This window comes from Nocardioides soli (genome assembly GCF_014191495.1).
Classification (GTDB): Bacteria; Actinomycetota; Actinomycetes; order Propionibacteriales; family Nocardioidaceae; genus Nocardioides; species Nocardioides soli.
Genome location: NZ_JACHWR010000003.1, coordinates 764,269 through 787,156, shown reverse-complemented (window position 1 = coordinate 787,156; position 22,888 = coordinate 764,269). Strand labels below are relative to the sequence as shown.

Genomic DNA, 22,888 nt, shown 5'->3' with positions numbered 1-22,888 from the left:
AGCTTCAGGCCGGCACCGAGCCGTCGACGGCGTACGTCGTCCCCCGCGCGTCGCGGATCCAGAGCACCCCGTCGCCCGCCGTCGGACCCTGCGCCGCGAGCTCACGCTTGAGCACCTTGTTGGTGGCCGTGCTGGGCAGGTCGGGAGCGATCCGGACATAGCGCGGCCACGCCTTCGCGGACAGGTCCCCCTGGGCGCCGAGGAATGCCTCCAGCTCGGCCGGCGCGAGCGTCGCATCGTCCTGGAGCACGACCGCGGCCATCACCTGGTCGCCGACCAGTTCGTCGGGCACGGCGTACACCGCGACCCGGTTGACCGCATCGAGCCGCTGGAGCACCCGCTCGATCGGCGCGGCGGCGAGGTTCTCGCCGTCGACCCGCATCCAGTCGGCCGTGCGGCCGGCGAGGTAGATCCAGCCGTCGGCGTCGCGGTAGGCGAGGTCGCCGGACCAGTACATGCCGTGCCGCATCCGGTCGTCGTTGGCGGCCTGGTCGTTGTAGTAGCCACCGAAGTACCCGCCGCCGGTCGTGTTGACCAGCTCCCCCACCGCGGCGTCGGCGTTGACGAGCCGGCCGTCGGCGTCGAACTCCGCGACGGCGCACTCAGTCACGGACTCCGGGTCGTAGATCGCGACGCCCTCGAAGCCCTTGCCGATCGATCCGTTGGGGGTGCCGGGCTCGCGGGTGATGATCACCGCGAGCTCGGTGGAGCCGAAGCCGTCGGAGACCTCGCAGTCGAAGCGGCGGCCGAACTCCCGGATGTCGCGGTCGCTGGCCTCGTTGCCGAAGGCCACCCGCAGCGGGTTGTCGGCGTCGTCCGGTCGCTCCGGGGTCGCGAGCACGTAGGCGAGCGGCTTGCCGACGTAGTTCAGGTACGTCACGCCGTACCGCCGCACGTCGGCCAGGAAGCCCGAGGCGCTGAACCTGGCCGGCACGATCGTGGCGCCCGCGCACACCGCCGGGCTCCAGCCGGCGACCACGGCGTTGGAGTGGAAGAGCGGCATCGCCGCGTAGCAGACGTCGTCGGGGCCGAGCTCGAACCGACCCTGGAGGTTGAGACCCGAGAACAGCACCATCAGGTGGCTCACCTGCACGGCCTTCGGGTCGCCACTGGTGCCGGAGGTGAAGATCATCATGAACGTGTCCGTGGCCTCGACCTCGCGGTACGGCGTCAACGTGCCCGCGGCGGCGAGGAGGTCGGTCCACTCCTGCGACGACGTGTCCAGGACGCGTACGTCGTCGAGGTCGAGCCCCTCGAGCAGCGATCGGTGCTCGGCGTCGGTCACGAGCAGCTGGCAGTCGGCGCGGCGGATGTCGGCGCACAGCCCCTCCCCGCGCCGGGTGGTGTTGATCCCGCACAGGGTGTAGCCGCCGAGGCCGGCCGCCGCCATCGCGTGCAGCATGTCCGGCGTGTTGCCGAGCAGCGTGCCGACGTGTAGGGGCCGGGACCGGTCGGCGATGCCGAGCAGCGCGGCGGCGATCGCGGACGACTCGGCGACGTACTCCCACCAGGTCCAGCTCACCTCGCCCCAGCGGATCGCCGTGCCGGCGTCGTCCGCGCGCTCGCGCAGGAGCTGCTGGATGGTCTCGGCCATGCCCCCTCCTCGCGGGTTGACGCGTGTCAAACTAGGCGACCATAGGGCAAACTGCAACGCGTTCTAGCCGAGACGGACCGAGGGAGCGCCCCCGATGACCAGCCGATACGCCGGCCTCACCCGCGCCGAGCTGGCCACGCTCGTGCCCGAGCTGCTGCTCGTCGGGCAGCTGATCGACCGCTCCGGGATGGCGTGGTGCATCTCGGCGTGGGGCCGCGAGGAGATGGCCCGGGTGGCCGTCGAGGAGTGGGCCGGGTCGAGCCCCGTCTACACGCGCCGGATGCAGCGCGCGCTGCGCTACGAGGGCATCGACGTCGTGACGATCTTCAAGGGGCTCCAGCTCGACATCGGCGCCCCGCCGCAGTTCATGGACTTCCGCTACGACGTACAGGATCGGTGGCACGGCAGGTTCCACCTCGACCACTGCGGCGCGCTGATGGACGTCGAGCCCATGGGCGAAAGCTACGTCCGCTCGATGTGCCACGACATCGAGGACCCGACCTTCGACGCGACCGCGGTGGCGACCAACCCCAGGGCCCGGGTACGGCCCGTGCACCGGCCGCCCCGCAGCGCCGACGACCTGGCCGCCGACCGACGCCCGCACTGCGAGTGGACCGTGGTCATCGACGACGCGCATCCGGAGGTGGCACCGCTCGAGCCCTACTACGTCATCGTGCGGACCCGTGCGGCGCAGCTCGAGCTGGACCCGATCGATCCCACCGACGAGGGCGCGTCGGACTACTCCGGACCGCTGCTCTCCGACCTCGACTTCGGCGCGTTCTCCCACTCCGCGCTGGTGCGGATCGCCGACGAGGTCTGCCTGCAGATGCACCTGCTCAACCTGTCCTTCCGGCTCGCGGTCGACAAGCGGGCCGGCGACGGCGAGCAGGCCCACGAGATCGCCACCAAGCAGCTGGTCGGCGTCGCCGGCATCGCGGCCGAGCGGATCTCGCGGGCGCTCGGCACCGACGACCCGCTGCGGATCCTGGAGCTGCACCCGGTGCTCAACCCCGCGGCGTACGTCGACGCCGACGTCGACGCGAGCCGGCTGACCGTACGGCCCTCGGCCGCACACGACGACGGCGGCTGGCTCGCGCTCTGCGGCCCGGGACGCCTCGCGGCGCTCCAGGCGATCGTGCGTGCGGTCGACCCGCACCTCGACGTCGAGGTCGACGGCGTCGACGACGCGTGGACCGCGACCGTCGTACGTCGAGCAGAGCCCGCGCCTGAGGCCGCCGAGGTGGCGGTCACCCGGTTCAGCACCGGGGCGGCGTTCGAGTTCGCGCCGCGGCGGTCGCTGCCGATCACCCCGGTCTGAGGTACACCGGCCGACACGATCCGCGTTGCGCGGTGCGGAGGGGCCCGGCAGCACTAGGCTTCGGGCCATGCTCATCCTGGGTCTCATCCTGTTCGGCATGCTGATCGGCGCCGGCGCACAGCTCATCCTCGGTCGCGACGGTGGCGGCATCGACTGGACGATGGCGATCGTGGCCGGCCTCGTCGGGTCGTTCGTCGGTGGGCTGCTGATCAGCCTGCTCGCCGGCGACGGCATCGAGCTGCGCGCGAGCGGCATCATCGGCTCGCTCGCCGGTGCGCTCATCGTGACGGCCCTGTGGCGCTGGCTCGCGGGGCGCTCGAAGGCCGCGTGACCCCGGCTTGAGCCAGGCGTTCGGGCACTTCCGGGTCGGCTTCGTCACCGGTGCGACGCCCGACAAGTGGGCGCGCACCTGGCGCACCCGCTACGCCCGCGACCCGCTCGATCTGGTGCCGGTCGTCGAGGAGGAGCAGGAGACCCGGCTCCGGGCCGGCACCCTCGACATGTCGATCGTGCGGCTGCCGATCGACCGCGACGGGCTGCACTGCATCCCGCTGTACGACGAGCTGCCGGTCGCGGTGATGGGCATCGAGCACCTGCTCACGCTCGCCGAGGACGTCACCCTCGCCGACCTCGCCGACGAGCAGCTGGTGCTCCCCCACCGCTCGGGCTGGACCCCGGACGCCGAGCAGCTCGCCTGGCCGCCGATGTCGGTCGCGGACGCCGTCGAGGTCGTCGCCAGCGGCACCGGCGTCGTCATCGTGCCCATGTCGGTGGCTCGGCTGCACCACCGCAAGGACGTCACCTATCGCGTGGTCACCGATCTGGAGCCGACCCAGGTCGGGTTGGCCTGGCTGATGGATAACGAGGACCCCTGGGTGCAGCGCTTCATCGGGATCGTGCGCGGTCGGACGGAGCGCAGCTCGCGCGGGTGAGCCCATGCGCCGGTGTCCGCGGCTGGCCCGTGGCGCGGATGGCGATCGAAGGGCTGGCGACGGGCGCAGGCGGGTGGGTGGTGACGGCTCGTCGGTCCGCCTGCGAGGCCCGCGGCCCGGGATAGTCCGTCACGTTCTGGCTGCCGTTCCGGTGGTGGGGCAACCGGTTCGTGACGGACTATCCGGCTGGCGGCACTGGGCGGTGGGTGTTCCACCGGGACGACGCAACTCCCCCGCCCCGGGAGCCCGGACGCGGGCGATCGCCGGGGCGCGTCGGCGTGTCCCGCTCGTTTCCCCGGGCGGCCGGGGAAACGAGGTGATCCGGGCCGGAGCGGGCTCGGGCACCACGGGCCGCAGGTTCATCAGGCGCCCGATACCCAGGCCGCCACTCACTCCGCCAGCAGGTAGCCCGACCGGTTTCTCATCAGGAGGTTTCGCCCGTCACCGGGCCCGGGTAGGGGCCTCTAGTGACTACTCAGCAGCACCGCCCGTCCCGCCGGGTGGCCGACGCCGTGCGGGCGCCCGCGGCCGACGTCGTCCCCCACCCGGCGCTGGACCGCCCCATCGAGGAGGCCCGGCCGAGCCGTCCGGGCGTCGACTGGATCGTCTTCGGCGTGACCGCGGCGATCGCGATCGCGTTCCTGGTGTGGGGGTTCGTCAGCACGAGCAGCCTCGGCGACGCCTCCAGCAGCGCCCTCACCTGGGTGATGGAGGACATGGGCTGGCTGTTCGTCACCGCCTCGAGCACGTTCGTGGTCTTCGTGATCTGGCTGGCGGCCAGCAGATACGGCAACATCCCGCTCGGCCGCGACGACGAGGAGCCGGAGTTCCGGACCGTGTCGTGGATCGCGATGATGTTCAGCGCCGGGATGGGCATCGGGCTGATGTTCTGGGGCGTCAGCGAGCCGATCGCGCACTTCGTGACACCGCCGCCCGGCACGGGCGAACCCGGGAACCCCGAGGCCGTGCAGCACGCGATGGCCACCACGCTCTTCCACTGGACCCTGCACCCCTGGGCGATCTACGCCGTGGTCGGGCTCGCGATCGCCTACGGCGTCTACCGCAAGGGCCGGCTCCAGCTGATCTCCGCGGCCTTCGAGCCGTTGATCGGCGAGCGGGCCCACGGCGCCTGGGGCAAGGTGATCGACATGCTGGCGATCTTCGCCACGCTGTTCGGGTCGGCCGCCTCCCTGGGCCTCGGCGCCCTCCAGATCAGCAGCGGCCTCGAGATCGTCGGCGGCATCGGCGAGGTCGGCAACGCCGTGCTGGTCGGGATCATCGCCGTCCTCACCGCCGCCTTCATCCTGTCCGCGGTCTCGGGGGTCGCGAAGGGCATCCAGTGGCTCTCCAACATCAACATGGTGCTGGCGCTCGCACTCGCCCTCTTCCTGTTCGTGGTCGGCCCGACCGTGTTCATGCTCAACCTGGTGCCGACCTCGCTCGGCAGCTACCTCGCCGACCTGCCCACGATGGCCGCCCGCACCGGTGCGGAGGGCGGCGACACCAACGCGTGGCTGGAGAGTTGGACGGTCTTCTACTGGGCCTGGTGGATCTCCTGGACGCCGTTCGTGGGCATGTTCATCGCCCGGATCTCCCGGGGCCGCACCGTGCGCCAGTTCGTGGCCGGGGTGCTGCTGGTGCCCAGCCTGGTCAGCCTGGTCTGGTTCTGCATCTTCGGTGGCGCCGCCATCGACCTGCAGCAGACCGGCACCGACATCGCCGGCGCCGGCGGCGGGGTGACGGAGTCACAGCTCTTCACCACCCTCGAGGCCTTCCCGTGGGCGACGCTGACGAGCGTGCTGGTGATGGTGCTGGTCGGCATCTTCTTCGTCTCCGGCGCCGACGCCGCCTCCATCGTGATGGGCACCCTCTCCGAACGGGGCACCCAGCACCCGACGCGTCCGACGGTCATCTTCTGGGGTGTCGCCACCGGTGCCGTCGCCGCGGTGATGCTGCTCATCGGCGGGGACGACGCCCTCACCGGGCTGCAGAACATCACGATCGTCGCCGCGCTGCCGTTCGTCCTGGTGATGGTCGGCCTGGCGGTGGCGCTGGTGAAGGACCTGCGGTCCGACCCGCTCGTCGTGCGCCGCAAGTACGCCGAGGAGGCGGTCGCTCAGGCCGTCGTCACCGGCGTCACCGCCCATGGCGACGACTTCGTGATCGCCGTCGACCACGATCCGGAGAACTCCGCCGACTGGTCGATCACCTCGTCGTCCAACGGGTCCGACTCGGCCGACCCGGCGCCCGACTGAGCGGCCTCGCTACCAGCTCGTCGCCAGCGGGCGACCCTCGGTGAATCCGGCGGTGCTCTGCACGCCGACGACCGCCCGCTCGTGCAGTTCCGCGAGCGAGGCGGCCCCGGCGTACGTGCATGCCGACCGGACGCCCGAGCAGATCTGGTCGACGAGGTCCTCGACGCCGGGCCGGAGCGGGTCGAGGTACATCCGCGACGACGAGATGCCCTCCTCGTAGAGGCCCTTGCGGGCGCGGTCGTAGGCCGACTCGGCGCTCGTGCGGTTGGCGACCGCCCGCGCGGAGGCCATGCCGAAGGAGGTCTTGAACGCCCGGCCGTCGGCGTCGTGCATGAGGTCGCCCGGCGACTCGTGGGTGCCGGCGAACCAGGACCCGATCATCACCGAGGACGCGCCGGCGGCCAGCGCCAGCGCGACGTCACGAGGGTGCCGTACGCCGCCGTCGGCCCACACGTGGTGGCCGAGCTCGCGGGCGGCCGCGGCGCACTCGAGCACGGCCGAGAACTGCGGCCTGCCGACGCCGGTCATCATCCGCGTCGTGCACATGGCGCCGGGCCCGACGCCGACCTTGACGATGTCGGCGCCCGCCTCGATCAGGGCGCGGGTGCCGTCGGCGGCCACCACGTTGCCCGCCACGACCGGCACCTGCGGGTCGAGCGCGCGCACCGCGCGCAGCGCCTCGAGCATCCGGTCCTGGTGCCCGTGTGCCGTGTCGACGACGAGGCAGTCGACGCCCGCGTCCAGCAGCTCCCCAGCCTTGAGCGCGACGTCACCGTTCACCCCGACCGCCGCGGCGATCCGCAACCCGCCCCGGGCGTCGACGGCCGGCTTGTACAGCGTCGCTCGCAACGCGCCGTTGCGGGTCAGCACGCCGACCAGCCCGCCCTGGCCGTCGACCGCGACGGCGACGGGCACGTGGGCGCTGTCGAGCGCGTCGAACGCGGCGCGCGGGTCGGCGTCCGCCTGGAGCCGCACCTCGACGGGCCGCATCACCTGGCCGACCTGGGCGAACCGGTCGACCTCGCTGCAGTCGTCCTCCGACACGATGCCGACCGGCCGGCCGCCGTCGACCACCACCGCGGCCCGGTGCGCCCGCTTGGGGATCAGCGCCAGCGCCTCGGCGACCGTCTGGTGCGGTGCGAGCTCGATCGGCGTGTCGAAGACGAGGTGTCGCGCCTTCACGAAGGCGACGACGTCGGCGACCACCGTCGTGGGGATGTCCTGCGGGATGACCGCGAGGCCACCGCGTCGGGCGATGGTCTCGGCCATCCGCTTGCCCGAGATCGCGGTCATGTTCGCCACGACCAGCGGGAGGGTCGCACCGGTGCCGTCGTCGGTGGCGAGATCGACGTCGTACCTGCTGGCGACCGCGGAGTGCCGCGGGACCATGAACACGTCGTCGTAGGTCAGGTCGTGCTGCGGAGGCGTCACATCGAGGAACTGCACGTTGCGGCAGTCTACGGGCGGCGCGGGCATCCACGGCGCGCTCCTAGGGTGTGGTCATGCCGTTCGTCCCACCGGGTGACCCGTCGGAGCTGGCCGCCGAGGCCCGCGCGCAGTTCGAGTCGGCCTACGACCGCCCGCCGGCGGTCGTCGGACGGGCGCCGGGGCGCGTCAACCTGATCGGCGAGCACACCGACTACAACCGCGGCCTCGTGCTGCCGATCGCGTTGCCACACGCGACCTACGCCGCCGTGGCGCCCCGCCGCGACGATGTGGTGCGGATCTCGAGCGGCGACTCCGGGTCGCCGTTCGCCGGCACCGTCGACACGCTCGGGCCCGGCCGGGTCTCGGGCTGGGCGGCGTACGCCGCCGGCGTGCTGTGGGCGCTGCGCGAGGACGGGATCGAGGTGCCCGGCGTCGACGTGCTGGTGCACGGGACCGTGCCGCTCGGCGCGGGCCTGTCCAGCTCGGCGGCGCTCGAGTGCTCGGTGGCGCTCGCGGCCTGCGCGGTGGCCGGTGTCGACGACTCGCCCGCCCTGCGGCGGCGGCTGGTGGCCGCGTGCATCCGCGCGGAGACCGAGGTGGCGGGGGCGCCGACCGGCGGCATGGACCAGACGATCTCGTTGCTCGCGTCGGTCGGCCGCGCGCTGCTGATCGACTTCGACGCCGCCTCCGACCCGACTCGCGACGTGCCACTCCCCCTCGGCGATGCCGGGCTGACGCTGCTGGTGACCGACACCCGGGTCCGGCACGCCCTGGTGGACGGCGGGTACGCCGCCCGACGGGCCGACTGCGAGACGGCTGCCGCGCAGCTCGGCCTGACCAGCCTGCGCCCCGCGACCCTGGCCGACGTACGCACGATCGGCGATCACCGGGTCCGGCGACGCGCGACGCACGTTGTCACGGAGATCACCCGCGTCACCGACACGGTGGCCGCCGTGGCGGCGACCGACTGGACCGAGGTGGGTCGGCTCTTCGCGGCCTCGCACGCCTCGATGCGCGACGACTTCGAGATCTCCTGTGCTGAGCTCGACCTGGCCGTGTCGACCGCCATCGAGGCCGGGGCGGTCGGCGCCCGGATGACCGGAGGCGGGTTCGGTGGCTCGTCGATCGCGCTGGTGCCCGGCGACCGGCTCGGCGCCGTCGTCCGGGCCGTCGACACCGCGTTCGCCGCAGCGGGGTTCCGGCCGCCGCAGCACCTCCTCGCCGAGCCGGCCGGTGCCGCCGGCGTGGTGGGCTGAGACGCTCGGCCAACCGGGGCGTGCTTGAATCCGAGACAGGACCCCGACCGCACCGCGCCGACCGAGGAGGACCGCGTGCCCGAGAAGTCGCCGTTCGAGAAGCTGCAGGAGACCGTCGCCGCGGCGGTCCGCAACGTCGCCGCCGACCCGGGCGCCGCGGCCGGCAAGGCCGCCGAGCAGGCCCGCGGCCTGGTGTCGCTCGGCCTGACCGTGGCGGGCCAGGTCGCCCAGACCGTCGCCGAGCGGCTCAACCGGGTCTCTGCTCCGCCGCCGCCTCCGTCGGCGCCCGGTCGAACGGTGGTGCCGCCGCTCCCCGCGGAGCCGCCCACGCCGGCCGACGTCGCCGAGGTCGCCGAGGTCGTCGAGGTCGTCGAGATGAGGCCGAAGCCGCGGCCTCCCGCGAAGAAGGCACCCGCGAAGAAGGCGGCCCCGGCGAAGAAGGCCCCGGCCCGCACGTCGACCCCGAGTGCCAAGCTGCCGGCCAAGAAGACGGCGCCGGCGAAGAAGGCCGCCCCGGCTGCGAAGGCACCCACCCAGAAGACCGCACCGGCGAAGAAGGCCCCCGCCAAGAAGACACCTGCCAAGAAGCCCGCCAAGAAGGCCCCACCGGCCGATCCCGATCAGGCCTGACGGTTCCGCTACCGCAGCTCTGCACTCGTCAGGCCCAGCACCCGACGGGCCACGATCAGCAGCTGGATCTGCTGGGTGCCCTCGAAGATGTCCAGGATCTTCGAGTCGCGGGCCCACTTCTCCAGCAGCTCCGACTCGCTGTAGCCGACCGAGCCGGCGAGCTCCACGCACGACAGCGTGATGTCCGAGCCGACGCGCCCCGCCTTGGCCTTGGCCATCGACGCCTCGAGCGAGTTGGGCCGGCCGTTGTCGGCCAGCCACGCCGCCTGCAGCACCAGCAGGTACGCCGCCTCCCAGTCGGCCTCCATCTGGAGGAGCTTGGCGGCGGCCGCCGGCTGGGTGATCGCCGGGCGGTCGTAGTCGATCTCGACGCCCGCCTGCGCCAGCAGCTCGCGGGTCAGGTCGAGCGAGGCCCGCGCACAGCCCACCGCCATCGACGCGACGAGCGGCCGGGTGTTGTCGAAGGTCGCCATGGCGCCGGCGAAGCCCTGCTTGACGTCGATCTCGGGTGAGCCGAGCAGGTTCGCCGCCGGCACCCGGCAGTCCTCGAACCGGATCGTCGCGGTGTCGGAGGCCTTGATGCCGAGCTTGTGCTCGAGGCGCTCGACCGTCATGCCCGGGGTGCCCTTCGGCACCACGAACGACTTGATCGCGGCCCGGCCGAGGTCCCGGTCGAGCGTCGCCCACACGACCACGGCGTCGGAGCGCGCGCCGGAGGTCACGAAGATCTTCTCGCCGTTGATGACGTACTCGTCGCCGTCCAGCACGGCCGTCGTCCGGATGCCGGCGGAGTCGGACCCGGTGCCGGGCTCGGTGATCGCCATCGACGCCCACAGCCCGTCGAAGCGCTCGTGCTGCTCCCGGCTCGCGACCGAGGCGATCGCGGAGTTGCCGAGTCCCTGCCGCGGCATCGAGAGCAGCAGCCCGACGTCGCCCCAGCACATCTCGGCGATCGACAGGACCGAGGCGAGGTTCGCGCCGTTCCGCACCGAGCCATCGTCGGCGTCGGCGGACCGCTTCACAGCCGCGGCCCCGGCACCCTCGCTGGCATCGGACTCCGACAGCCCGTCGATCATGGCGGCGAGCAGGTCGAGCTCCTTGGGGTAGTCGTGCTCCGCCTTGTCGTACCTGCGCGAGATCGGCCGCAGCATGTTCATCGCGACCTGATGGGCCTGCGCGACGAGCGGTCGGAACCGCTGCGGATCGTCGAGAGAGATGCTCATACCAGGACACCGCCTTCCAGGATCCCGATCGCCCGCAGGTCGCGGTACCACCGCTCCACCGGGTGCTCCTTCACGAACCCGTGTCCGCCGAGCAGCTGCACGCCGTCGAGCCCGATCTGCATCGACTTCTCGGCGCACAGCCGGCGCGCGAGCGCGACCTCGCGGGCGATGTCATGGCCCGCGGCGGCCCGCGAGGCGGCCTTCCAGGTGAGCAGCCGCATCGCCTGCAGCTCGATCGCGATGTTCGCCACCATGAACGCGACCGACTGCCGGTGGGCGATCGGCTCGCCGAACGCCTCGCGCTCCTTGACGTACGGCGTGACGTAGTCGAGCACCGCCTGCCCGACGCCCACGGAGAGCGCACACCAGGCCAGGCGCGAGAGGCGCACGCACTCGACGTACGCCTGCTCGGCCGGCGGGCCGTCGGTCGCGCCGAGCACGGCGTCCGCGGGGACCTCGACGCCGCGCAGGTGGAGCTTGCAGAGGTCGGCGGCCCGCACGCCCATCGCCGGGTCGGCCTCGACGTCGAGGCCCTCGGTGCCGCCCTCGACGAGGAAGAGCGTCGGCCGGCCGTCGAGCGTCGCGCCGACCACGAAGAGCTCCGCCTCGGCGCCGCGGGGCACCGCCGACTTCACGCCGTCGAGCACGAAGCCGTCGGGCGTGCGGGTCGCGGTCGTCGCCGGCGACATCGCATCGAAGAGCACGGTCGGCTCGGTCAGCGCGAGCGCGGCGGCCGGGGCGTCGTCGCCGGTGAAGGCCGGCAGGTAGGTCCGCTGCTGGGCGTCGGTGCCCCACAGCCCGATGGCCGTGGCGACCGCTCCCGGGGCCAGCGAGGCGACGGCGAGCCCGAGGTCTCCACGAGCGAGCGCCTCCGCGACGAGCACGCCGGCGACCGCCGAGCGCTCCTCCGCCACGCCGCCGAGCGACTCCGGCAGGCCGAGGATCGGCAGCCCGACCTCGAGCCCGGCCCGCAGGACGCCGTCGGGTGCCGCGCACGCCTCGTCGGCGGCCGCGGCCGCCGGGCGCAGCACGTCGGTCGCGAGCCCGGTGACGACGTCGACCAGCAGCTGCTCGTCCTCGCTCGGGGTGAGATCGAAGACTCCGGTGCTCGGGGCGGCTGCCGGGCGGGCCCCAGCAGTGCCCCGACTCCCGCTCCGGTTGAAGGCGCGGCTGGCCCTGGTGAGGGTGCGGAAGCCGCCGCGGGTGGCGGTGAAGACCGCCTGCTCCGCCTGCCGGCGGATGCCGAGTCGGTCGAGGACGTCGCTCCGGGCGAGCCTGGAGAGGGCGGCCACGGCGTACCCGATCGGATCGCGTGACTCGGTCGTCGCCAGGCCGTGCCTGCCCCCCGGTCGCAGGCTCGGGAGAAGGGACATGGCGTCAATGTAACTACGAGTTACACACGGCGCTACGGTCCGGTCGGTGGGTCCGGTCACACGCTGACTACGCTCCTGCCCATGCCCGACCAGCCGCTCGCACCCCACGGCCCGCTCCCGACCGGTGGCCGCGTCCGTCCCATCACCCGCTGGGGCACGCCGGTCATGCACCGGCCCCAGCAGCGGGTCACGACGTACGACGACGCGCTGCGCAGCCTGGCGGCCGACATGGTCGCGACGATGTACGCCGCCGACGGGGTCGGCCTGGCCGCCTGCCAGATCGGCGAGGACGTCGCGATGTTCGTCTTCGACTGCCCCGACGAGTCCGGGCGGCACACCGTCGGCGTGGTCTGCAACCCCGTGCTCGCCCTCCCCGAGGGCCGCGACCGGCAGCTCGACGAGGGCGACGAGGGCTGCCTGTCCTTCCCCGGCGCGTTCGTCGAGTGCGCCCGGCCGGACGCCGCCACGGTCACCGGCACCGGCCTCGACGGCGAGCCGGTGTCGTTCTCGGGCGACGGCCTGCTCGCGCGCTGCCTGCAGCACGAGACCGACCACACCGTCGGCACCGTGTTCGGGGACCGGCTCCCGACCAAGCTGCGCAAGCGGCTCCAGAAGTCCCACGACAAGGCGGCCGCCGAGTACCCCCTGGAGTGGCCCGCGGAGTGAGCCTCGGCGTACCCTGTCGACGGCCTGAGGACCGCTGACGACGAGGAGGTGATTGCGGTGCATAGCGACAGTTGCCGCCGTTCCGTTCGAACTCACCGCACTCACCGCGAGGTCTCGTCATGTCCGACCGCAGCTTCAAGCCGATCCGCTCGCTGACCGGCCGGGTCCGCCGGCCCGTCGCTCAGCATCCCGTCGTCACCGGCTCCGCCCACGCCGTCGAGCACGCCGGCGACCGGGTCAGCGTCGTCGACAGCGCGATCTACGTCGACGGCGACCGCATCGACTCGCCCACCTCCCTGGCCGACACCTACCGGTCCCTGCGCCGGCACGACGACGCCGTCGCCTGGATCGGCCTCTACCGGCCCGACGATCACGAGCTCGGGTCGCTGGCCGCCGAGTTCGACCTGCACGAGCTGGCCGTCGAGGACGCGATCAAGGCCCACCAGCGGCCGAAGCTGGAGCGGTACGGCGACACGCTCTTCCTGGTGCTGCGCGCGGCGCACTACGACGACGCGCACGAGGAGGTGCACTTCGGCGAGGTGCACGTCTTCGTCGGCGCGGACTTCGTGATCACCGTCCGGCACAGCGAGTCGCCGGACCTCTCCGCCGTACGCCGCCGCCTGGAGAGCAACCCGGACCTGCTCGCGCTCGGTCCGGAGGCGATCGTCTACGCGATCCTCGACCGCGTGGTCGACGGCTACCGGCCCGTTGTGGCGGGCCTGGCCAACGACATCGACGAGATCGAGACCGAGGTCTTCGGCAGCGACCCGCGGGTGTCTCGGCGCATCTACGAGCTCTCCCGCGAGGTCATCGAGTTCCAGCGCGCGACCCAGCCGCTGGCGAGCGTCCTCGAGCACCTCACCGCGGGCTTCGAGAAGTACGGCACCGGCGAGGAGCTGCAGCGTTACCTGCGCGACGTCGACGACCACCTCACGGCGGTCATCGAGCAGGTCGACGGCTTCCGCGAGCTGCTCCGCGACATCCTCACCGTCAACGCCACCCTGGTCGCGCAGCGCCAGAACGAGGAGATGCGCGCGCTGTCCAAGGTCAGCATCGACCAGAACGAGGACGTCAAGCGGATCTCCGCCTGGGCCGCGATCCTCTTCGCGCCGACCCTCATCGGCACGGTCTACGGGATGAACTTCGACGACATGCCCGAGCTGCACTGGTCCATCGGCTACCCGTTCGCCCTGGTGCTGATGGTGCTGGTCAGCGTCACCCTGTGGGGCGTGTTCAAGGTACGACGCTGGATCTGAGCTGCCCCGGGCCGAGCCTGCGAGGACCGGCGTCTCGAGGCCTCAGCACCAGGGTGGTCTCGAGGTCCGCTTCGCTCAGACCTCAGCCACCGTCGAGCTCGAGCCCTCAGCGGCGCGCGGTGACGTAGCAGGCGACCGCGGTGGCGGCCGCGACGTTGAGCGAGTCGATGCCGGCGCGCATGGGGATGATCGCGCGCCGGTCGGCGGACTGCTCCCAGCGCGGCGAGAGCCCGTGCCCCTCCGAGCCGAGCACCAGGGCGACCCGGTCGATCCCGGCGACGGCGTCCTCGACGGGTACGGCGTCCTCGGCCAGCGTCAGCGCGACGGTGGTGAAGCCGGCCCGCGACAGCGACGGGAGCGCGTCGTGCCAGTCGGGCAGCCGAGTCCACGGAGTCGTGAACACCGCACCCATCGAGACCTTGATCGAACGCCGGTAGAGCGGGTCGGCGCAGCGCGGCGCCAGGAGCACGGCGTCGAACCCCAGGGCGGCGCCCGAGCGGAAGATCGCGCCGACGTTGGTGTGGTCGACGATGTCCTCGAGCACCAGGATCGAGCGGGCCGAGGCGAGCACCGACTCGACCGGCGGCAGCGGCGTGCGCTCCAGCGACGCGAGCGCGCCGCGGTGCACGTGGAAGCCGGTCACCTCCTCGGCCAGCGCCTCGGAGACCACGTAGCAGGGCACGTCGGAGGCCGCGAGCTCGTCGGCCAGCCCGTCGAGCCAGCGTGGTGCCATCAGGAAGGACCGGGGTGGGAAGCCCGCGGCGACGGCCCGGCGCACCACCTTCTCGCCCTCGGCCAGGAAGAGCCCGTGCTCCGCCTCGAGGTGCTTGCGCAGCTCGACGTCGCGCAGGTCGCGGTAGTCGGCCAGCCTCGGGTCGGCGGGATCGGTGATCTCGACGAGGGTGGCCACTAGGCGAACGCCTCGGGGTGGGCGACCCGCACGACCTCTCCGACGACGATGATCGCCGGCGGCCGGACCTGCTCGGCCTCCAGCACGGAGGCCAGGGTGCCCAGCGTCGCGAGCACGGTGCGCTCCCCCGGCATCGTGCCGTCGGCGACGACCGCGACCGGCGTCGCCTCGGCGCGCCCGCCCGTGACCAGCGCAGCCGCGATCGCCGGGGCGTTCTGCACGGCCATCATCAGCACCACGGTCCCGGTCAGGCCCGCCACCGCGCCCCAGTTGACCAGTGACTCCGGGTCGCCGGGCGGCAGGTGCCCGGAGATGACCGTGAACTCGTGGGTGACGCCGCGATGGGTGACCGGGATGCCCGCCACGGCGGGCACCGCGACCGGGCTCGAGAGGCCCGGGATCACCGTCACCGGCACGCCGGCCTCGCGGCAGGCGATGATCTCCTCGTAGCCGCGACCGAAGACGAAGCTGTCGCCGCCCTTGAAGCGCACCACCCGCTTTCCGGCGAGTGCGCGCTCGACGATGATCCGGTTGATCTCCTCCTGCTGAGCACTGCGCCCCCGCGGCAGCTTCGCGACGTCGAACAGTTCGACGTCCGAGGGGAGGTCGCCCAGAAGCTCGCGCGGCGCCAGCCGGTCGGCGACCACGACGTCGGCGTCCATCAGCGCCTTGCGGCCGGCGATGCTGATCAGCTCCGGGTCGCCCGGACCGCCGCCGACCAGCACCACGCCGGCCGCGTGGGAACGCTGCTGTCGGGTGGCGATGGCGCCCTCGCGCAGCTCCTCGACGATCTCGTCGCGGATCCGCGCCGAGCGCTGCGGCTCGCGGTTGCACAGCACGGCGACGGTCACCCCGTCGTGGCGGCCGGTGGCCGGCGTCCACGCCGTCGCCCGGGTGCCGTCGTCGGAGCGCACGCAGAAGACCCGCCGCTCCTCGGCCGCCGCCGAGACCGCCTCGTTGACCTCGCGGTCGGCGGTCGCGGCGATACAGTACCAGGTGTCGTCGAGGTCGGACGCCGCGAAGCCGCGCTCGTGCCACGTGACCTCGCCGGCGCCGACCAGGCCCTCGATCGCCGGAGTGACCTCCGGGGACACGACGTACACGTCGGCTCCGGCGGCGATCAGGGCGGGGAGTCGTCGCTGGGCGACATGGCCGCCGCCCACCACGACGACGCGCCGGTCGGCGAGGCGCAGGCCGGAGGGGTACGTCGCGAAGTCGTCCATCGGGCCATCATCGCCCGGCCCGGCCGGGGTCCTGGGCACGGCTCGACGACCGGACTAGGTTCGGACCGACACCGCCCATGCGATAGGAGCGCCATGACCCTCGACCGGCCCGTCAGCCCCAACCCGTACGACCTGCTTCCCGCCGCCCCGTCGTTCACGGTCACCAGCACCGACGTCACCGACGGCCAGCCGCTCGGGGACGACCAGGTCGCCGCGGCCGGCAACACCTCGCCGCAGCTGTCCTGGTCGGGCGCACCCGAGGGGACCAAGAGCTTCACCGTCACCTGCTTCGACCCCGACGCACCCACCCCGAGCGGCTTCTGGCACTGGGTGCTGGTCGACCTGCCCGCCGACGTCACCTCGCTCGACGCGGGCGCCGGCGCCGAGGGCGCCACCCTGCCGGGCAACGCCTTCATGTGCCGCAACGACGGTGGGCCCCAGGCGTTCATGGGCGCCGCGCCGCCGGAGGGCGACCAGGTGCACCGCTACTACTTCGTCGTGCACGCCGTGCGCGAGGAGTCGCTCGGCGTCGACTCCGACGCCTCGGCAGCCGTGGTCTCCTTCAACCTGGCGTTCAAGACCGCCGGCCGGGCGATCATCCACGGCACCTACCAGCACTGACCCGCGGGCCATTCAGCGGCCCCGAACCCTATTCAGACAATTTCATTCACAGCCATTGTGCTCTGTATTGATTCATGCCATGCTCCCGGCATGGGCTTGGACCAGACGGCGGCGCCGGAGGTGCTCGGACTCGAGGCGCGGGTGCGCACGGCGAAGCTGACGCCGGCCCAGCGCCAGATCGCCCGGCTGCTCCTGGAGAAGTCCGAGCACTTCATGTTCCTCTCCGCGGCCGACGTGGCGGCGGAGGCGGGCGTCAGCCAGCCGTCGGTCAGCCGCCTCGCCAGGGCCCTGGACTACGGCAGCTACGGCGAGATGATGGTCGCCGTCCGAGAGCGCGTCCAGGTCGGGCACGGCGCCCGTCCGCCCGCCGACGAGGCCGGCAACCGGTACCAGAAGGCGATCGACGACGAGGTCGCCCTGCTGCACAACCTCCGGCGGTCCCTGGCCGAGGGACAGGCCATCGAGCGGGCCGGTCAGCTCCTCAACTCCGCCGACATCGTGATGGTGGTGGGGCTGCGCATCTCGGCGTCCCTCGCCCAGAACTTCGCCTACCGACTCGGTCGGATCAGGCCCAACGTCCGACTCTCGATCACCGACGGCTCGCAGGTCTACGACGACCTCGCCCTCGCCGCGGACGCGCCCACCAAGGCGCTGCTGGTGTTCGCGATGCCGCGCTACCCGCGTGAGCTGGTCCGGCTGATGCGCTACGCGAAGAAGCGCGGCTACTCCGTGGTGGTGGTGACCGACAACCACGCCAGCGAGTTCGCCGGCCTCGCCGACGAGGCCCTGATCGCCGAGATCAACTGGGGTCTGACCTTCGGCACCCATACCGCGGCCACCGTCATCTCGGCCCTGCTGGCCGAAGAGGTCGGCGGGCTGCGTCCCGAGCTGATGCGGCGACGACTCGGAGACCTCGACGAGGTCGCCTCCGAGATGGACCACTACCTGACCGACTAGCGCGCCGCCGGGCGCCCCTCTCTCCCAACGAGACACGAACTTCGTGCCCCGGGGCTCGAACCTACCCACGATGCGAAACGACCCAGGAAGGATCTCGATGAGCAGTGACGGCAAGACACCAGAGAAGGTCACCTTCGACGGAGGCACGGAGGCCGAGCAGCAGGAGCTGCTGCGGGCGTTCCAGGACTTCTGGACCGCGAACGACGTCCTGGACATCCCACGCCTGAAGGAGCTGTGGCGGGACAGCGACGACTACGTCTACTTCAACTCCAACGGGTTCACGTACAACGGCTTCCAGGACTGGCTGGGCGTCTGGCGCTACTACGGCCCGCGCTTCGACCTGATCGAGCCGGCTCGCCTCGGCAACGTCAAGGTGATGATCCGCGGCGACATGGCCGTGCTCACCGACGACCGTGTGCAGATCCACCGTGAACCCAAGAACCAGGGCCCGATCCTCGGACGCCACATCACGGGACGCCCGGTGATGCGCGGAACCATGGTCTACACGCGCGAGAGCGACGGCTGGAAGTGCGTGCACGCCCACTACTCCCCCAGCGAGCTCGAGGGTGAGCGGCCATGGGCTCCCCCGCAGGACTGACTCGTCGAGCGCACCGGCGCTCGGTCCATCCCATCGAAGTAGGTGACTGTTGTGCGTAGCTTCAAACTGGTCGGGGCGGCAACCGCGTGCGCGCTGGCGCTGTCCGCGTGCGGCGGCGGGGACTCGTCGTCGTCCTCCTCCCCCGACGAGGTGCTGATCGGCGGCACCTATCCGCTGACCGGGCCGCTCGCGGACGACGGTCAGGAGATGGTCAACGCCATCAAGATGGCGGTCGCCGACGTCAACGACGCCGGCGGCATCAAGTCGCTGGACGGCACCGAGGTCGTGTTCAAGGCCAAGGACAGCACCGGCGCTCCCGAGCAGGCGGCGAAGAACACCCAGGCGCTGATCGACGAGGGCTCCTCGGCGATCATCGGTGCCTGGCTGAGCTCCAACACGCTGGCCACCACCCAGGTGGCCGAGCGCGCCAAGGTCCCTCACATCGTGGACCAGTCGCAGGCACCCGAGCTCATCGAACGCGGCTACCAGTACACGTTCCGCGTCATGTTCGACCCGCCGCGCGTCGCCAAGGCCGCCAACGACTTCGTCGAGCACGTCAACGAGGAGTGGGGCCTGAACGGGAAGGCCGTCTTCCTCCACGAGGACTCCGCGTTCGGGACCTCGCAGTCGGAGTACTTCCGCAAGGAGGCCGAGCAGCGCTCGGTCGAGGTCGTCAAGGACATCCCCTACGCGTCGTCGACCACGGACATGAGCTCCGAGGTCGCACAGGCGATCGCGAGCGGCGCGGACATCCTGCTCTCCACCGGCTACGCCCCGGACAGCCTCCTGCTGCTGAAGACCCTCCAGGAGCAGAACGCGGAGTTCAAGGCGGTCATCGGCGTCGACAGCGCCGGCTGGTACAGCAACCGGTTCGCCGAGGACGCGGGCGACCTCATCGAGGGCGTCATGGACGCCGGCAGCTACCCGATCGACTTCGCCTCGCCCGACTACACGTCGTTCGCCGAGAGGTTCGAGAGCGAGTTCGGGAGCGAGCCGTCCGGTGGCGCGGTGATGAGCTACGTGTCCGCCCGGGTGCTGCTCGAGGCGATCGAGGACGCGGGCTCCAGCGACCCGGCCGACATCCGCGAGACCCTCGCGTCCGGCACCTTCGACGGCTACCTGCTCACCCAGGAGCAGATCTCCTTCGACGACGTCGGGCAGAACGAGGAGATCGAGCCGATCGACTACCAGTTCCAGAACGGACGCCGCGAGGTGGTCTGGCCCGAGCAGTTCGCCACCGGCAAGCTGCAGCGGCCGTAGCCGTCACGGGCCATCACGGGCCGTCTCGACCTCTCCGCCTGCGGGTGGACCGAAGCGAAGCGAGGAGCGAATGGATTGGCGCCTGGTCTTGCAGTCCGTCATCGGAGGGCTGTTCAACGGCAGTCTGTACGGCGTGGCTGCGGTCGGCCTTGCCTTGGTGTTCGGGGTGGCGAAGATCGTCAACCTGGCCCACGGGGCCTTCATCCTGCTCGGGATGTACCTGGTGTACGTCCTGCACGACTGGACATCGCTCGATCCGTTCCTCCTCGCCTTCGCCGCGATCCTCGGCGGGCTCGCCGTCGGCTGGCTGGTGCAGCGGGGCCTGCTGGCCCGACTGATGGCGACCGGCCAGGACGGGCCGCTGCTGGTGACCCTGGGCCTGTGGATCGCCATCGAGGCGGTGTGCGCGATGGTCTTCGGCTCCAACCCGAAGACGGTGGAGTCCAGCCTGTCCGACGCGACGTTCTCGATCGGGCCCGCCAACTTCTACTGGAGCCGACTGGTCGTCCTGGCACTGGCGGTGGCGTTCACCGTCGGGCTGCACTGGCTGCTGCAGCACACCGACCTGGGGCGCGGTATCCGGGCCGTCTCCCAGGACACGACCGCGGCCCAGCTCATGGGGCTCTCGGTCGGCGGGCTGCTGGCCGCCACCATGGCCCTCGGCGCGGCGGCGGCCTTCTTCGCCGGCGCCCTCTCGGCGACGCTCGTGCCGATCACCCCGGGAGCCGCGACCAACCTGCTGCTGATGAGCTTCGTCGCCGCGGTGCTGGGCGGGCTCGGCAACATCAAGGGCGCCTTTGTCGGCGGCGTGCTGATCGGCGTCGTCGAAGGAGTGGGCTCGCTCTTCCTGCCCGGCACGATGAAGGTCTTCATCGTCTTCCTCGTGTTCATCGGATTCCTGCTGTTCCGGCCCGAGGGCCTGAGGAGGCGCGCATGACCACGCAGGCCACGACCAGCCCGGCGCCGCGCCGGGTCCGTCCCCGGCGCCGGCCGTCCCTCGGCATCATCGTGGGGATCGCCGTGCTCGCCGCGCTGGCCCTCGCCCCACTCACGGGCAGCCGGCACTCCCTCGGCATCTGGACGGTGGCGCTGATCTTCGCGGGCGTCTCCAGCGGGTGGGCGATCGCGGGCGGCCTCAGCGGCCTGATCCCGCTCGGCCACGCCGCCTTCTTCGGGATCGGCGGCTACGCCTCCGCCGTGGTCTTCGCCAAGTACGACCTGAGCCCGTGGCTCGGCATCGTCGTCGGCATGGTGATCGCCGCGGCGCTGGCCTGGCTGATGACGGTCCTGGCCGTCCGGTTCAAGGTGCGCGGGCCGTACTTCGCGCTCTACACGCTCGCCTGGGCCGAGATGCTCCGCATCCTGGCGTCGAACCTGGACTACCTCGGCAAGACCAACGGCGTCCTGGTGCCCTACAAGGTCGACGCCGGACCGGCGGACCTCCAGTTCTCGGACCCGCGCGGCTTCTATCTCGTCGCCGTCGGGTACGCCGCGCTGGCGATGATCGTCTTCCTCCTCGTCAAGCGCAGCCCGCTCGGCTGGCGCCTCTCCGCGATCCGCGGCGACGAGCCGACGGCGGCCGCCAGCGGCGTCGACGTGGCCCGGTCGCTCACCCGCACGATGGCACTGAGTGCGGCGATGACCGCGATCGGCGGCGGCCTCTACGCGCAGTACATCCAGTACATCGACCCGGAGCTGGCCTTCAACGTGTCGGTCTCGATCGACATCGCGGTCCGGGCCATTCTCGGCGGCGCCGTCCTGGTCCTGGGTCCGTTGCTCGGATCCGTGGCGATGACCAGCGTCACCGAGCTCACCCAGAAGTACATGGACGCGCTGCCGTCGGCCAGCCTCCTGGTCCTGGGCCTGGCGATCATCGCCCTGGCGCACTGGTTCCCGACGGGCATCGGCGGCCTCGGCGTACGACTCAAGCGCATCTGGTCGAGGAGGTCGGATCGTGTCTGACATCGTGATGAGCGCGGTGGACGTCAACGTCCGCTTCGGCGGGCTCCGCGCACTGGCCGACCTGGACCTGGAGATCCGCTCCGGCGAGGTGCTCGGGATCGTCGGCCCCAACGGCGCCGGCAAGAGCACCCTCTTCAACGTGCTGGCCGGAGCGATCCGGCCGACCAGCGGCCGGGTACTCCTCCAGGGCCGGGACATCACCTCCTCGCGCGCCGACCAGCGCGCCCGGATGGGGATCTCCCGCACCTTCCAGACGGTGCGTCCCTTCCTCGACGAGACCCTGGTCCGCAACGTCGCCGTCGCGGCGCTCGCCGTCGGCGACGGTCGCGCGCACGCGATGGACGTCGCCGTCGACCTGCTGGAGCAGGTCGGTCTCGCCGACAAGGCGGCCGCTCGCGCCTCCGAGCTCGGCCACGGCGAGCGCAAGCGGCTGGAGCTGGCCCGGGCGCTCGCGGTCCGGCCGCGGGTGCTGATGCTCGACGAGGTGATGGCGGGGCTCAACCCCTCCGAGGTCCGCGAGATCGTCGAGCTGATCCGCAGCCTGTGCGCCGCGAGCGGCAGCGAGCTGGTGCTGATCGAGCACCTGCTCTCGGCGGTGCGCTCGCTGGCCGACCGGGTCGTGGTGCTCGACGCGGGCCGGGTGCTCGCCGACGGCACGCCGGACGACGTCTTCGGTGACCCCAAGGTCATCGAGGCCTACCTAGGGACCAAATATGCCACTTCTTGAGGTGTCCGCCCTGCGGGTCAGCTACGGCGGCGTGGTCGCCGTCCACGACGTCTCCCTGAGCGTCGAGCGCGGCGAGATCGTGTGCCTGCTCGGCGCCAACGGAGCCGGGAAGTCGAGCACGCTGATGGCGATCTCCGGGGTGCTGCCCGACCGCGAGGGGACCGTCACCTTCGACGGACGCGAGCTAGCGCGGGTGGCCAGCCACGAGATTGCCCGCCTCGGCCTGGTGCAGGTGCCCGAGGGACGCCGGGTGTTCCCGGAGATGACCGTGGCCGAGAACCTGCAGATCGGCGGGATCCGCGCCCCCTCGGCGCAGGTCCGCACGCAGCGCATGGAGCGCTCCTACGAGATGTTCCCGCGCCTCCTCGAGCGCCGCGACCAGCTGGCCGGCTCCCTCTCCGGAGGCGAGCAGCAGATGCTGGCGGTCGCCCGGGCGCTGATGTCCGACCCCGCCCTGGTGATGCTCGACGAGCCCTCGCTGGGCCTGTCCCCCGCGCTCGTCGAGGCGACGTTCGACACCGTCCGCCAGGTGCGCGAGGCGGGACTGGGCGTGCTGCTGGTGGAGCAGAACGCGGGCGAGGCGCTCGAGGTCAGCGACCGGGCCTACGTGATGGAGAACGGCAGGGTCGTGCTCTCCGGTCCGGCGAGCCAGATCCGCAACGACCCGCAGGTCAAGAGCGCCTACCTGGGCCTGTGAGA

The 22,888-nt window shown here is 71.9% G+C and carries 22 protein-coding genes; 16 read left to right on the top strand and 6 right to left on the bottom strand.

Annotation, left to right across the window (positions count from 1 at the left end):
- Window positions 1–4: 4 nt before the first annotated feature.
- The gene (fadD1, locus tag FHU40_RS22500; protein ID WP_183594678.1) at window positions 5–1,594 is read right to left on the bottom strand and encodes a fatty-acid--CoA ligase FadD1; all 1,590 of its coding nucleotides are present in this window, start codon (window positions 1,592–1,594) and stop codon (window positions 5–7) included.
- 94 nt (window positions 1,595–1,688) lie between these two features.
- On the opposite strand from fadD1, the gene FHU40_RS22495 reads away from it, so the two are divergent.
- From FHU40_RS22495 to FHU40_RS22480, 4 genes are all read left to right on the top strand, one after another.
- Entirely contained in the window at window positions 1,689–2,912 is a 1,224-nt protein-coding gene (locus tag FHU40_RS22495; RefSeq protein WP_183594677.1) for a hypothetical protein, read from the top strand.
- 67 nt (window positions 2,913–2,979) lie between these two features.
- Window positions 2,980–3,243, top strand: a complete 264-nt coding sequence (locus FHU40_RS22490) for a GlsB/YeaQ/YmgE family stress response membrane protein (protein WP_183594676.1) — start codon at window positions 2,980–2,982, stop codon at window positions 3,241–3,243.
- A 7-nt stretch (window positions 3,244–3,250) separates the two neighbouring features.
- Complete coding sequence (locus FHU40_RS22485) at window positions 3,251–3,844, top strand: LysR family substrate-binding domain-containing protein (RefSeq protein WP_183594675.1); 594 nt, start codon at window positions 3,251–3,253, stop codon at window positions 3,842–3,844.
- Window positions 3,845–4,311: 467 nt separating this feature from the next.
- Complete coding sequence (locus FHU40_RS22480) at window positions 4,312–6,099, top strand: BCCT family transporter (RefSeq protein WP_183594674.1); 1,788 nt, start codon at window positions 4,312–4,314, stop codon at window positions 6,097–6,099.
- Between the two features lie 9 nt (window positions 6,100–6,108).
- Here the strand turns inward: FHU40_RS22480 and FHU40_RS22475 are convergent, their stop codons facing one another.
- Window positions 6,109–7,545, bottom strand: a complete 1,437-nt coding sequence (locus FHU40_RS22475; protein WP_183594673.1) for a GuaB1 family IMP dehydrogenase-related protein — start codon at window positions 7,543–7,545, stop codon at window positions 6,109–6,111.
- 56 nt (window positions 7,546–7,601) lie between these two features.
- Between FHU40_RS22475 and galK the strand changes: the two genes are divergently transcribed.
- Window positions 7,602–8,783 (top strand): galactokinase, encoded by a 1,182-nt coding sequence (gene galK / locus FHU40_RS22470; protein ID WP_183594672.1) that lies wholly within the window; start codon window positions 7,602–7,604, stop codon window positions 8,781–8,783.
- Between the two features lie 75 nt (window positions 8,784–8,858).
- A complete protein-coding gene (locus tag FHU40_RS22465) occupies window positions 8,859–9,413 on the top strand; it encodes a histone (protein WP_183594832.1) in 555 nt (184 codons plus the stop codon).
- Between the two features lie 8 nt (window positions 9,414–9,421).
- Here the strand turns inward: FHU40_RS22465 and FHU40_RS22460 are convergent, their stop codons facing one another.
- On the bottom strand, window positions 9,422–10,636 hold the full coding sequence (locus tag FHU40_RS22460; protein WP_183594671.1) for an acyl-CoA dehydrogenase family protein: 1,215 nt from the start codon (window positions 10,634–10,636) through the stop codon (window positions 9,422–9,424).
- A complete protein-coding gene (locus FHU40_RS22455) occupies window positions 10,633–12,009 on the bottom strand; it encodes an acyl-CoA dehydrogenase family protein (protein ID WP_183594670.1) in 1,377 nt (458 codons plus the stop codon). The genes FHU40_RS22460 and FHU40_RS22455 overlap by 4 nt, the downstream gene beginning before the upstream one ends.
- A gap of 81 nt (window positions 12,010–12,090) precedes the next feature.
- Between FHU40_RS22455 and def the strand changes: the two genes are divergently transcribed.
- Window positions 12,091–12,675 carry a peptide deformylase gene (gene def / locus FHU40_RS22450; RefSeq protein WP_183594669.1) on the top strand — a complete coding sequence of 195 codons (585 nt, stop codon included), beginning with the start codon at window positions 12,091–12,093 and terminating at the stop codon, window positions 12,673–12,675.
- Between the two features lie 119 nt (window positions 12,676–12,794).
- On the top strand, window positions 12,795–13,931 hold the full coding sequence (locus FHU40_RS22445; RefSeq protein ID WP_183594668.1) for a magnesium and cobalt transport protein CorA: 1,137 nt from the start codon (window positions 12,795–12,797) through the stop codon (window positions 13,929–13,931).
- Between the two features lie 106 nt (window positions 13,932–14,037).
- On the opposite strand, the gene FHU40_RS22440 is transcribed toward FHU40_RS22445, so the two are convergent.
- On the bottom strand, window positions 14,038–14,841 hold the full coding sequence (locus tag FHU40_RS22440; protein WP_183594667.1) for a TrmH family RNA methyltransferase: 804 nt from the start codon (window positions 14,839–14,841) through the stop codon (window positions 14,038–14,040).
- On the bottom strand, window positions 14,841–16,064 hold the full coding sequence (cobA, locus tag FHU40_RS22435) for a uroporphyrinogen-III C-methyltransferase (RefSeq protein ID WP_183594666.1): 1,224 nt from the start codon (window positions 16,062–16,064) through the stop codon (window positions 14,841–14,843). Before cobA ends, FHU40_RS22440 begins: the two co-directional genes overlap by 1 nt.
- Before the next feature lie 93 nt (window positions 16,065–16,157).
- Here cobA and FHU40_RS22430 point away from each other — a divergent pair, with 93 nt between their 5' ends.
- From FHU40_RS22430 to FHU40_RS22395, 8 genes are all read left to right on the top strand, one after another.
- Window positions 16,158–16,685 carry a YbhB/YbcL family Raf kinase inhibitor-like protein gene (locus tag FHU40_RS22430; protein WP_183594664.1) on the top strand — a complete coding sequence of 176 codons (528 nt, stop codon included), beginning with the start codon at window positions 16,158–16,160 and terminating at the stop codon, window positions 16,683–16,685.
- Between the two features lie 90 nt (window positions 16,686–16,775).
- Window positions 16,776–17,642, top strand: a complete 867-nt coding sequence (locus FHU40_RS22425) for a MurR/RpiR family transcriptional regulator (RefSeq protein WP_183594662.1) — start codon at window positions 16,776–16,778, stop codon at window positions 17,640–17,642.
- 97 nt (window positions 17,643–17,739) lie between these two features.
- Window positions 17,740–18,240 (top strand): YybH family protein, encoded by a 501-nt coding sequence (locus tag FHU40_RS22420; RefSeq protein WP_183594660.1) that lies wholly within the window; start codon window positions 17,740–17,742, stop codon window positions 18,238–18,240.
- Between the two features lie 51 nt (window positions 18,241–18,291).
- On the top strand, window positions 18,292–19,500 hold the full coding sequence (locus FHU40_RS22415; protein ID WP_183594658.1) for an ABC transporter substrate-binding protein: 1,209 nt from the start codon (window positions 18,292–18,294) through the stop codon (window positions 19,498–19,500).
- 70 nt (window positions 19,501–19,570) lie between these two features.
- On the top strand, window positions 19,571–20,437 hold the full coding sequence (locus FHU40_RS22410) for a branched-chain amino acid ABC transporter permease (RefSeq protein ID WP_215524190.1): 867 nt from the start codon (window positions 19,571–19,573) through the stop codon (window positions 20,435–20,437).
- Window positions 20,434–21,462 carry a branched-chain amino acid ABC transporter permease gene (locus FHU40_RS22405; RefSeq protein ID WP_183594654.1) on the top strand — a complete coding sequence of 343 codons (1,029 nt, stop codon included), beginning with the start codon at window positions 20,434–20,436 and terminating at the stop codon, window positions 21,460–21,462. The genes FHU40_RS22410 and FHU40_RS22405 overlap by 4 nt, the downstream gene beginning before the upstream one ends.
- Window positions 21,455–22,189: an ABC transporter ATP-binding protein gene (locus tag FHU40_RS22400; protein ID WP_215524191.1), complete on the top strand. Its 735-nt coding sequence runs from the start codon at window positions 21,455–21,457 to the stop codon at window positions 22,187–22,189. Before FHU40_RS22405 ends, FHU40_RS22400 begins: the two co-directional genes overlap by 8 nt.
- The gene (locus FHU40_RS22395; protein ID WP_183594652.1) at window positions 22,176–22,886 is read left to right on the top strand and encodes an ABC transporter ATP-binding protein; all 711 of its coding nucleotides are present in this window, start codon (window positions 22,176–22,178) and stop codon (window positions 22,884–22,886) included. Before FHU40_RS22400 ends, FHU40_RS22395 begins: the two co-directional genes overlap by 14 nt.
- The last annotated feature ends 2 nt before the right edge of the window (window positions 22,887–22,888 follow it).